The 9,952-nt window shown below is 62.4% G+C and carries 22 protein-coding genes; all 22 read right to left on the reverse strand.

Translation table 11 applies throughout. The features are described 5' to 3' along the window. Positions 1 to 49: 49 nt before the first annotated feature. Positions 50 to 523, reverse strand: a complete 474-nt coding sequence (gene rplO, locus NKI72_RS27640) for a 50S ribosomal protein L15 (protein WP_292660428.1) — start codon at positions 521 to 523, stop codon at positions 50 to 52. Positions 524 to 545: 22 nt separating this feature from the next. Beyond that, a complete protein-coding gene (gene rpmD / locus NKI72_RS27645; protein ID WP_006205449.1) occupies positions 546 to 743 on the reverse strand; it encodes a 50S ribosomal protein L30 in 198 nt (65 codons plus the stop codon). A gap of 24 nt (positions 744 to 767) precedes the next feature. Beyond that, positions 768 to 1,331, reverse strand: a complete 564-nt coding sequence (gene rpsE / locus NKI72_RS27650) for a 30S ribosomal protein S5 (protein WP_006333394.1) — start codon at positions 1,329 to 1,331, stop codon at positions 768 to 770. A gap of 83 nt (positions 1,332 to 1,414) precedes the next feature. Next, the gene (gene rplR, locus NKI72_RS27655) at positions 1,415 to 1,774 is read right to left on the reverse strand and encodes a 50S ribosomal protein L18 (protein WP_023675132.1); all 360 of its coding nucleotides are present in this window, start codon (positions 1,772 to 1,774) and stop codon (positions 1,415 to 1,417) included. Positions 1,775 to 1,859: 85 nt separating this feature from the next. Continuing rightward, complete coding sequence (gene rplF, locus NKI72_RS27660) at positions 1,860 to 2,393, reverse strand: 50S ribosomal protein L6 (RefSeq protein WP_023675133.1); 534 nt, start codon at positions 2,391 to 2,393, stop codon at positions 1,860 to 1,862. Between the two features lie 89 nt (positions 2,394 to 2,482). After that, complete coding sequence (rpsH, locus tag NKI72_RS27665; RefSeq protein WP_006205453.1) at positions 2,483 to 2,881, reverse strand: 30S ribosomal protein S8; 399 nt, start codon at positions 2,879 to 2,881, stop codon at positions 2,483 to 2,485. A gap of 12 nt (positions 2,882 to 2,893) precedes the next feature. After that, entirely contained in the window at positions 2,894 to 3,199 is a 306-nt protein-coding gene (gene rpsN / locus NKI72_RS27670; protein WP_352451046.1) for a 30S ribosomal protein S14, read from the reverse strand. A 27-nt stretch (positions 3,200 to 3,226) separates the two neighbouring features. Beyond that, on the reverse strand, positions 3,227 to 3,805 hold the full coding sequence (rplE, locus tag NKI72_RS27675) for a 50S ribosomal protein L5 (RefSeq protein ID WP_008875670.1): 579 nt from the start codon (positions 3,803 to 3,805) through the stop codon (positions 3,227 to 3,229). Continuing rightward, entirely contained in the window at positions 3,798 to 4,112 is a 315-nt protein-coding gene (gene rplX / locus NKI72_RS27680; RefSeq protein WP_254817150.1) for a 50S ribosomal protein L24, read from the reverse strand. The genes rplE and rplX overlap by 8 nt, the downstream gene beginning before the upstream one ends. 12 nt (positions 4,113 to 4,124) lie before the next feature. Then, entirely contained in the window at positions 4,125 to 4,493 is a 369-nt protein-coding gene (gene rplN, locus NKI72_RS27685) for a 50S ribosomal protein L14 (RefSeq protein WP_006205457.1), read from the reverse strand. An 82-nt stretch (positions 4,494 to 4,575) separates the two neighbouring features. Next, complete coding sequence (gene rpsQ / locus NKI72_RS27690; protein ID WP_023675136.1) at positions 4,576 to 4,815, reverse strand: 30S ribosomal protein S17; 240 nt, start codon at positions 4,813 to 4,815, stop codon at positions 4,576 to 4,578. A gap of 11 nt (positions 4,816 to 4,826) precedes the next feature. Continuing rightward, positions 4,827 to 5,027: a 50S ribosomal protein L29 gene (gene rpmC / locus NKI72_RS27695; protein ID WP_006205459.1), complete on the reverse strand. Its 201-nt coding sequence runs from the start codon at positions 5,025 to 5,027 to the stop codon at positions 4,827 to 4,829. A gap of 13 nt (positions 5,028 to 5,040) precedes the next feature. After that, positions 5,041 to 5,454 carry a 50S ribosomal protein L16 gene (gene rplP / locus NKI72_RS27700; protein WP_006205460.1) on the reverse strand — a complete coding sequence of 138 codons (414 nt, stop codon included), beginning with the start codon at positions 5,452 to 5,454 and terminating at the stop codon, positions 5,041 to 5,043. 27 nt (positions 5,455 to 5,481) lie between these two features. After that, a complete protein-coding gene (rpsC, locus tag NKI72_RS27705; RefSeq protein ID WP_023675137.1) occupies positions 5,482 to 6,207 on the reverse strand; it encodes a 30S ribosomal protein S3 in 726 nt (241 codons plus the stop codon). Continuing rightward, positions 6,207 to 6,596 (reverse strand): 50S ribosomal protein L22, encoded by a 390-nt coding sequence (gene rplV / locus NKI72_RS27710; protein ID WP_006205462.1) that lies wholly within the window; start codon positions 6,594 to 6,596, stop codon positions 6,207 to 6,209. Before rplV ends, rpsC begins: the two co-directional genes overlap by 1 nt. Positions 6,597 to 6,598: 2 nt before the next feature. Further along, positions 6,599 to 6,877 carry a 30S ribosomal protein S19 gene (gene rpsS, locus NKI72_RS27715; protein ID WP_006205463.1) on the reverse strand — a complete coding sequence of 93 codons (279 nt, stop codon included), beginning with the start codon at positions 6,875 to 6,877 and terminating at the stop codon, positions 6,599 to 6,601. 16 nt (positions 6,878 to 6,893) lie between these two features. Then, positions 6,894 to 7,727, reverse strand: a complete 834-nt coding sequence (gene rplB / locus NKI72_RS27720) for a 50S ribosomal protein L2 (RefSeq protein WP_023675138.1) — start codon at positions 7,725 to 7,727, stop codon at positions 6,894 to 6,896. Positions 7,728 to 7,749: 22 nt separating this feature from the next. Further along, complete coding sequence (locus NKI72_RS27725) at positions 7,750 to 8,043, reverse strand: 50S ribosomal protein L23 (RefSeq protein ID WP_023675139.1); 294 nt, start codon at positions 8,041 to 8,043, stop codon at positions 7,750 to 7,752. Beyond that, on the reverse strand, positions 8,040 to 8,660 hold the full coding sequence (gene rplD / locus NKI72_RS27730) for a 50S ribosomal protein L4 (protein ID WP_023675140.1): 621 nt from the start codon (positions 8,658 to 8,660) through the stop codon (positions 8,040 to 8,042). The genes NKI72_RS27725 and rplD overlap by 4 nt, the downstream gene beginning before the upstream one ends. After that, a complete protein-coding gene (rplC, locus tag NKI72_RS27735; protein ID WP_352833506.1) occupies positions 8,660 to 9,388 on the reverse strand; it encodes a 50S ribosomal protein L3 in 729 nt (242 codons plus the stop codon). The genes rplD and rplC overlap by 1 nt, the downstream gene beginning before the upstream one ends. 96 nt (positions 9,389 to 9,484) lie before the next feature. After that, on the reverse strand, positions 9,485 to 9,793 hold the full coding sequence (gene rpsJ / locus NKI72_RS27740; protein ID WP_006205468.1) for a 30S ribosomal protein S10: 309 nt from the start codon (positions 9,791 to 9,793) through the stop codon (positions 9,485 to 9,487). A gap of 63 nt (positions 9,794 to 9,856) precedes the next feature. After that, positions 9,857 to 9,952: EF-Tu C-terminal domain-related protein (locus NKI72_RS27745; RefSeq protein ID WP_502909000.1), on the reverse strand; the 96-nt coding region annotated here is incomplete at its 5' end.

Consider the following 9,952-nt stretch of genomic DNA (forward strand, 5'->3'; position numbering starts at 1 on the left):
CGCAGGCAAAACCGAATTCCACCTTTGCCGGCCGTGCTTCAAATTGCCGTTACTCGGCGGCTGCCTTCTCAGGCAGCTTCACCGAGCCGCCGGCCTTTTCGATCTTCTCGATCGCGGCCTTGGAGGCTCCGGCCACGTCGAAGGCAAGCTTGGCCTTGATGTCGCCGTCTGAAAGGATGCGCACGCCGTCCTTGACGCGACGGATGACGCCAGCCGCAACCAGCGCCTCGGCCGTTACAACTGTCTTGGCGTCGAGCTTCTTGGCATCGAGCGCCGCCTGGATGCGGGCCAGCGACACGACGGTGAAGCTCTTGGCGAAGATATTGTTGAAGCCGCGCTTCGGCAGGCGGCGGTAGAGCGGCATCTGGCCACCCTCGAAGCCGTTGACGGCGACGCCGGAGCGCGCCTTCTGGCCCTTGACGCCGCGACCGGCGGTCTTGCCCGAACCGGAGCCGATGCCACGGCCGAGACGCTTCTTGGAGTGCGTCGCGCCGTCCTTGTCACGCAGATCATTGAGTTTCATCTGGGTTCTCCTGCGCTCTGGTTCAGCCCTCGTCCACGACGCGGACGAGATGCTGGACGGCAGCGATCATGCCGCGCACCGAGGGCGTATCCTCCAGCGTGCGCTGCTTGTGCATCTTGTTGAGGCCGAGGCCGACCAGCGTTGCGCGCTGCTCCTTCGGCCGGCGGATCGGCGAACCGATCTGCTCGACGGTGATGGTCTTGGTTGCTTTCTTGGCCATGGTCAAATCCCTGGTCAGCGTCGACTATTCTTCAGCCGCAACGGCGGTGCCGCGGCGGGCCTGAAGGGTCGAATACTTGATGCCGCGCGCTGCAGCCACATCCTTCGGATGCATCTGGCTCTTCAGCGCGTCGAAAGTGGCACGAACCATGTTGTAGGGGTTCGAAGAACCCATCGACTTGGCGACCACGTCATGCATGCCGAGCGTCTCGAAAACGGCGCGCATCGGGCCGCCGGCGATGATGCCGGTACCTTGCTTGGCGGCGCGCAGCAGAACGCGTCCCGCACCCCAGCGTCCCTCGACGTCGTGGTGCAGCGTGCGGCCTGAGCGCAGCGGCACGAAGATCATGTCGCGCTTGGCCGATTCGGTCGCCTTGCGGATCGCCTCCGGCACTTCGCGCGCCTTGCCGTGGCCGAAGCCGACGCGGCCCTTCTGGTCGCCGACGACGACAAGTGCCGCAAAGCCGAAGCGCCGGCCGCCCTTGACGACTTTGGCGACACGGTTGATGTGGACGAGCTTGTCGACCATGCCGTCGTCGCGCTCTTCGCGATCACGGCCGCGGCCGCCATCCCTACGTTCCTGTGCCATATCCTGTTCCTTGTTTTTTTCCGGAAGCACGGTTGATGATGATATCCGGCGCCTCTGTGGGTCGCCGGGGGCGAATTTCGTTTTTAGAAGCTCAGACCACCTTCACGGGCAGCCTCGGCAAGCGCCTTGACACGGCCGTGGTAGATGTAGGCGCCGCGGTCGAAGACGACTTCCTTGACGCCGGCCTTCGAGGCACGCTCGGCGATCAGCTTGCCGATGGCAGCGGCCGCCGCCGTGTCGGCGCCGGTCTTGAGCGAACCCTTGAGCTCCTTCTCGAGCGTCGAAGCAGCCGCGATCGTGTGGCCCTTGGCGTCATCGATCACCTGGACGTAGATGTTCTTCGATGTGCGATGGACCGACAAGCGCGGACGATCGCCGGCAACCTTCTTGATCTGGCGGCGGACGCGCTGGGCGCGGCGTTGGGTGGATTCTTTCGAGCCCATGATATCAGTTCCTTGCCTTCAAAAAACGGGGGCAACCATATGCGGTAGGACAAGCCTCCCGCGACCGCTCCCCGCGGCGTTAAAATTACTTCTTCTTGCCTTCCTTGCGGACGATCTTCTCGCCGGCATAGCGGACACCCTTGCCCTTGTAGGGCTCGGGGCTGCGATACTCGCGGATCTCGGCGGCAACCTGGCCGACCTGCTGCTTGTCGATGCCGGTCACCGTGATTTCCGTCGGCTTCGGCACCGAAATCGTCACGCCCTGCGGCGTCTCGTAGACGACGTCATGGCTGAAGCCGAGCGCCAGCTGCAGGTTCTTGCCCTGCATGGCGGCACGATAGCCGACGCCGGTGATCTCGAGCTTCTTTTCGAAGCCGTCCTTGACGCCCTGCAGGATGTTGACGATCTGCGTGCGCGACATGCCCCACTTGGAACGGGCAGTCTTGGTCTGGTCGCGCGGCTGGACAGCGATCTCGCTGCCTTCCATCTTGACCAGCACTTCGTCGTTCACCACGAACTTCAGCTCGCCCTTCGGACCCTTCGCCGTCACGGTCTGGCCGTTGACGGTCGCGGTCACGCCCTGCGGCAGCGAAACGGGTTTCTTTCCAATACGAGACATTTTGTTGTCCTCGTCACTTCTCTTGTTTCAGGTCTCGGCTTTCGGGACTAGATCTCGAAAACCTGTTTCCAACCGGGTCACATACCAGATCAGAAGATCTGGCAGAGGATTTCCCCGCCGACATTCTGTTCACGCGCTTCGTGGTCGGCCATCACGCCCTTCGGCGTCGAAAGGATGGCGATGCCGAGGCCGTTGGCGACGTGCGGTATCGACTTGGCCGAAACGTAGACGCGGCGGCCGGGCTTCGAGACCCGAGCGATTTCGCGCACCACCGGCGCACCATCGAAATACTTCAGCTCGATCTCGATTTCGGACTTGCCGTTGTCGAAGTCGGTCTGGCTGTAGTCGCGGATATAGCCTTCCGCCTTCAGCACGTCGAGGACGCGGGTACGCAGGCGCGAGGCCGGCGTCGAAACGCTCGACTTCTTGCGGCCATACGCGTTGCGGATGCGGGTCAGCATATCGCCGAGAGGATCGCTCAATGACATGTTATGTCCTCCTTACCAGCTCGACTTGACCAGGCCCGGGATCTGGCCGTTATTGCCGAGATCACGAAGCGCGATACGCGATACTTTGAGCTTGCGATAATAGGCACGCGGACGTCCGGTGACTTCGCAGCGGTTGCGGATGCGGGTCTTGGCCGAGTTGCGCGGCAGCGCCGAAAGCTTCAGCTGGGCGCGGAAGCGCTCTTCCATCGGCTTGGACTGATCCATGATGATCGCCTTGAGCACCTCGCGCTTGGCAGCGAACTGGTCCGCAAGCTTGCGGCGCCTGTTGTTCTTCTCGACTGAGCTGGTCTTTGCCATTTCAGATTTTTCCTTTTCTCGCTGCCGTTACTGGCGGAAGGGGAAGTTGAAGGCCTTGAGCAATGCCCTGGCTTCGTCGTCCGTCTTCGCAGTCGTACAAACGATGACGTCCATGCCCCAGATCTGATCAACCTTGTCGTAGTTGATCTCCGGAAACACGATGTGTTCCTTGATGCCCATGGCATAGTTGCCACGGCCATCGAAGCTCTTCGGATTAAGTCCGCGGAAGTCGCGGACGCGCGGGAGTGCGATGTTCACGAGGCGGTCGAGGAACTCGTACATGCGTTCCTTGCGCAGCGTGACCTTGGCGCCGATCGGCATCTTCTCGCGGACCTTGAAGCCGGCGATCGAGTTGCGGGCGCGGGTGACGACGGCCTTCTGGCCGGCGATCATCGCAAGGTCTTCCGCCGCGATCGAAGGCTTCTTCGAATCGCCGGTCGCCTCGCCGACGCCCATGTTCAGCACGATCTTGTCGATGCGCGGAACCTGCATCTCGTTCTCGTAGCCGAACTGCTCCTGCAGCGCCTTGCGGATGGTCTCGTTGTAGACCTGCTTGAGGCGCGGCGTGTTCTGGGCAGTTGCCTGCTTGGTTTGAGCCTTAGCCATTGATGACTTCTCCCGAGCGCTTGGCGACGCGCACCTTCTTGCCGTCCTTCTGGAAGATGAAGCCGACGCGGGTCGGCTTGCCATCCTTGGGGTCGGCCAGCGCGATGTTCGACAGCTGGATCGGCGCTTCCTTGGTGATGATCCCGCCCTCTTGGGACTGGGACTGCTTCTGGTGACGACGGATCAGGTTGACGCCGCGCACCAGCGCGGTGTCGTCCTTCGGCTGTACCGAGAGGACTTCGCCCGAACGGCCCTTGTCCTTGCCGGCCAGCACGACGACCTTGTCGCCTTTTCTAATCTTCTGCATTGGTCCGGCTCCTTACAGCACTTCAGGCGCGAGCGAGATGATCTTCATGTGGTTCTTGGCGCGGAGTTCGCGCGGAACCGGTCCGAAGATACGCGTGCCGATCGGCTCTTTCTTGTTGTCGACGAGAACGGCTGCGTTCTTGTCGAAACGGATCACGCTGCCGTCCGGGCGGCGGATGTCCTTGGCCGTGCGAACCACGACCGCCTTCATCACATCGCCCTTCTTGACGCGGCCGCGCGGGATGGCTTCCTTGATCGACACCACGATGATGTCGCCCACGGAAGCGTATTTCCGCTTCGAGCCGCCCAGCACCTTGATGCACATGACACGACGGGCGCCGGAATTATCCGCGACGTCGAGGTTTGTTTGCATCTGAATCATGACTGGCCGCCTTCTTCTTTTCTAACGGGACGGGTTTCTCACCCCTCCCCGGTCTGTCCAAAATTCGTTTCGTTGGCCCTGATCAGGCCTGGTCCGAAGACACCACGACCCAGCGCTTGTCCTTGGAAATCGGCTTCGATTCCTGGATGAACACCTGATCGCCGACCTTGTGGGCGTTGTTCTCGTCGTGCGCCTTGTACTTCTTGGTCATGCGCACGGTCTTCTTCATCACGGGATGCGTGAAGCGCCGTTCGACCTTGACGACAACCGTCTTCTCGTTCTTGTCGCTGACGACGGTGCCCTGCAGAATGCGCTTTGGCATGGTTTTCGTCCTTAAGCCTTCTTGGCCGCGGACTTTTCCGCAGCGATGGTCTTGATACGCGCAATGTCCTTGCGGACCTGCCTCACGCGCGCGGTCTTCTCAAGCTGGCCGGTGGCCTTCTGAAAGCGCAGGTTGAACTGCTCCTTCTTCAGGCTGGCCAGGTCGTCGGTCAGCTGGTCCTGGGTCTTGGTCCGGATGTCTTCGGCTTTCATGATCAGCCCGTCCTTATTCTGCGATGCGCTGTACGAAGCGCGTCCTGACCGAGAGCTTGGCCGCGCCGAGACGCAGCGCCTCACGGGCGGTTTCCTCGTTGACGCCGTCGATCTCGAACATGATGCGGCCCGGCTTGACGCGTGCCGCCCAGTAGTCGACCGCGCCCTTGCCCTTACCCATACGGACTTCGGTCGGCTTCGACGTCACCGGCACGTCCGGGAAGATACGGATCCACACGCGGCCGGCACGCTTCATCTCGCGGGTGATCGCGCGGCGGGCCGCCTCGATCTCACGCGCGGTGACGCGGTTCGGCTCAAGCGCCTTCAGTCCGAAACCACCGAAATCCAGGTTGGTGCCGCCCTTGGCGGTACCGTGGATGCGGCCCTTGAACTGCTTGCGGAACTTTGTGCGCTTTGGCTGCAGCATCGTTCTAACTCCAAATTCCTAAATGTCTTACGCGTTTTCGCGACGGCGACCGCGTTCGCGCTCACCACCACCGCCATGCGCATGATCGCCCTCGGTGGCGCGGCGCTCCGAAGCCATCGGGTCGTGCTCGAGGATTTCGCCCTTGAACACCCAGACCTTGACGCCGCAGATGCCGTAGGCCGTATTCGCCTCGGCCGTGCCGTAGTCGACGTCGGCACGCAGCGTATGCAGCGGCACGCGGCCTTCGCGATACCATTCCATGCGCGCGATCTCGGCGCCGCCGAGACGGCCGGCGCAGTTGATGCGGATGCCTTCGGCACCGAGGCGCATCGCCGACTGCACGGCACGCTTCATGGCGCGGCGGAACGCGATGCGGCGCTCGAGCTGCTGGGCGATCGACTGGGCGACCAAGGTCGCGTCGATCTCCGGCTTGCGCACTTCGACGATGTTCAGATGCGTCTCGGACTTGGTCATCTCCATGAGCTTCTTGCGAAGCTTCTCGATGTCGGCGCCCTTCTTGCCGATGATCAGGCCCGGACGCGCCGCATGGATGGTGACGCGGCACTTCTTGTGCGGACGCTCGATCACGACTTTCGAGATCGCAGCCTGCTTGAGTTCCTTCTCAAGATATTTGCGGATCTTGATGTCCTCGTGCAGCAGCTTGCCGTACTCGCCGGTGTTCGCGAACCAGCGCGAATCCCAGGTGCGGTTGATGCCGAGACGCAGACCGATCGGATTGACTTTCTGGCCCATTATGCGGCCTCCCCTTTTTCTTCGACTTCACGAACGACGATCGTGAGGTGCGAGAACGGCTTCTCGATACGGCTGGCGCGCCCACGGCCACGGGCATGGAACCGCTTCATGACGATCGACTTGCCGACATAGGCTTCCGCCACGATCAGCGCATCGACGTCGAGGTCGTGGTTGTTTTCCGCGTTGGCGATCGCCGATTCCAGCGTCTTCTTGACCGTGCCGGAAATCCGCTTGGCCGAGAATTCGAGGTCGGAAAGCGCTGTCGCGACCTTCTTGCCGCGGATCAGCGCGGCAACCAGGTTCAGCTTCTGCGGGCTGATACGGATCGTGCGCAACACGGCGCGCGCTTCGTTGTCAGCAAGCCTGCGCGGAGCTTTGGCCTTGCCCATGATTATTTCCTCTTCGCCTTCTTATCCGCGCCGTGACCGTAATAGGTCCGGGTCGGAGCGAATTCACCGAACTTGTGACCGACCATGTCCTCGTTCACCGAGACGGGAACGTGCTTCTGGCCGTTGTAGACACCGAAGGTGAAGCCGACGAACTGCGGCAGGATGGTGGAGCGGCGGCTCCACATCTTGATCACCTCATTGCGACCACCTTCACGAACCTTGTCCACCTTCTTCAGAAGGTAGCCGTCGATGAAGGGGCCTTTCCAAATCGAACGAGTCACTTGGCGTTACCTCTTCTTAGCTCTTGCGCTGATGGCGCGAGCGCAGGATGAACTTGTCGGTCGCCTTGTTGGACCGCGTCTTCTTGCCCTTGGTCGGCTTGCCCCAGGGCGAAACCGGATGGCGGCCACCCGAGGTGCGGCCTTCGCCGCCGCCATGCGGATGGTCGACCGGGTTCATGGTCACGCCGCGATTGTGCGGACGTTTGCCGCGCCACACGGTGCGGCCTGCCTTGCCGTCATTGATGTTGCCGTGGTCCGGGTTGGACACGGCGCCGACAGTGGCCATGCAGGAGCCGTGGACGACACGCTGCTCGCCCGAATTGAGGCGCAGGATCGCCATGCCCTGGTCGCGGCCGACGAGCTGGCCATAACCGCCGGCCGAACGGGCGACCTGAGCGCCCTTGCCGGGCTTCAGCTCGATATTGTGGACGATCGTGCCGACCGGCATCGAGGCCAGCGGCATCGCGTTGCCCGGCTTCACGTCGACCGATTCACCGGCCACGATCTTGTCGCCGGGAGCCAGACGCTGCGGGGCGATGATGTAGGACAGCTCGCCATCGTCATACTTGATCAGCGCGATGAAGGCGGTGCGGTTCGGATCGTACTCGATACGCTCGACCGTGCCGACGACGTCGAACTTGCGGCGCTTGAAGTCGATGATGCGGTAGGTGCGCTTGTGACCGCCGCCGATGAAGCGGGCTGTGATGCGGCCGTAATTGTTGCGGCCGCCCGACTTGGTCAGGCCTTCGGTCAGACCCTTGACGGGCTTGCCCTTGTAGAGGCCCGAGCGATCGACGATGACCAGCTGACGGGTGCTCGGCGTTACCGGGTTGAATTTTTTCAGTGCCATTGTTCTGTCCTCGCGACCTTGCTCAGAGACCCGTCGCGACGTCGATCGACTGGCCTTCGGCCAGCGTCACAACCGCCTTCTTGACGTCGCTCTGGCGGCCGATCGTGCCGCGGAAGCGCTTGATCTTGCCCTTGCGGACAAGCGTGTTCACGGCCATCACCTTGACGCCGAACAGCGCTTCGACGGCGGCCTTGATTTCCGGCTTCGACGCCTTCTTGGCGACATTGAAGACGACCTGGTTCTGCTCGGAAGCCATGGTCGACTTTTCAGTGATCGCCGGCGAGACGATCACGTCGTAATGACGAAGGTCGGTCATTTGAAGCGCTCCTCGAGAGCCTCGACGGCGGCCTTGGAAAGGACCAGCGTGCCGCGGCGCAGAATGTCGTAGACGTTGATGCCCTGGATGGGCAGCACGTCGATGTTCGGGATGTTGGTCGCCGCCAGCTTGAAGTTCTTGTCAAGCTCGGCGCCGCCGATCACCAGGGCGTTGCTCAGGCCCAGCGTCGCGAAATTCGCGATCAGTGCCTTGGTCTTGGCCTCGGTCAGCTTCAGCTCGTCGATGATGATGATCGACGCGCTCTTGGCCTTGGCCGAAAGGGCATGCTTCAGGCCGAGCGCACGCACCTTCTTAGGCAGATCGTGCTCGTGGCTGCGCACGACCGGGCCGTGGGCCTTGCCGCCGCCGCGGAACTGCGGAGCGCGAGCCGAATGGTGACGGGCGCGGCCCGTACCCTTCTGCTTGTACATCTTGGCGCCGGTGCGGGCGATTTCCGCGCGACCCTTGGCCTTGTGCGTGCCCTGCTGCTTCTTGGCAAGCTGCCAGCGCACGACGCGCTGCAGGATGTCCTCACGCGGATCGAGGCCGAAAATCTCTTCGGAGAGCTTCAGCTTGCCGGCGTCCTTGCCGCCAAGCGTTGTAATCTTGAGGTCCATTATTCCGCTCCCTCTGTGGCCGGGGCCTCGTTCGTGGTGGCACCGTCAGTCGCAAGGGCGCGGATCGCGGCGGGCTTCGGCGCATTGGCCGGAAGCGCTACCTTGGCCGCGTCGCGGACCAGGATCCATGCACCCTTCGAACCCGGGACCGCACCGCGGATCAGGATCAGGCCGCGATCGGCGTCGGTCGAGACGACCTCGACATTCTGCGTGGTGACGCGGGTGTCGCCCATGTGGCCGGCCATATGCTTGCCCTTGAACACCTTGCCCGGATCCTGGCGCTGGCCGGTCGAGCCGTGTGTACGGTGCGACACCGAGTTGCCGTGCGTTGCGCGGCCGCCACCCATGTGGTGCCGCTTGATGACGCCCTGGAAGCCCTTGCCGATCGTGGTGCCCGTCACATCGACCTTCTGGCCGACGACGAAGTGCTCGACGGTGATCTCGGCGCCAACATCGATCATGTTGTCGGCAGAGACGCGAAACTCGGCAACCTTGGCCTTGGGCTCGACGGAAGCGGTCGCGAAATGGCCGCGCATCGCCTTCGACGTGTTCTTCACCTTGGCAAGGCCAACGCCGAGCTGGACGGCGGTATAGCCGTTCTTCTCCTGCGTGCGCTGCGCCACGACCTGGCAGTTCTCCATCTGGAGAACAGTGACGGGAACATGTTCCCCGGCATCGTTGTAGATGCGGGTCATTCCCACCTTCTTTGCAATCACACCTGAACGCATCGGTTCAATTCCTTTAGAGTTCCCTGTCGGGGCTGTCGCCCCTCCACGCCTCTTGTTCCTTCAGAGTTCCGGGTCGCCCCGCTGACCTCTGGTTCCTTAGAGCTTGATCTCGACGTCGACACCGGCGGCCAGGTCGAGCTTCATCAAAGCATCGACCGTCTGCGGGGTCGGGTCGACGATGTCGAGCAGACGCTTGTGCGTGCGCATCTCGAACTGCTCGCGGCTCTTCTTGTCGACGTGAGGCGACCGGTTGACCGTGAACTTTTCGATCCGCGTCGGCAGCGGAATGGGGCCGCGGACGTTGGCGCCGGTGCGCTTGGCGGTCGACACGATTTCCCGTGTCGAGGCGTCGAGCACCCGGTGATCAAACGCCTTCAGGCGGATGCGGATATTCTGTCCGTTCATGCGTCACTTCCTTGTTCTGGCGCGGCGCGGGCAGCGCCCGCGACAGATCGGTTTAAGTCCAAATTACTCTGTGATGGTGACGACGATGCCGGCACCGACGGTGCGGCCGCCTTCACGGATGGCGAAGCGCAGCTTCTCTTCCATGGCGATCGGCACGAT

This window comes from Mesorhizobium sp. M0437, from assembly GCF_040321335.1.
GTDB lineage: Bacteria > Pseudomonadota > Alphaproteobacteria > Rhizobiales > Rhizobiaceae > Mesorhizobium.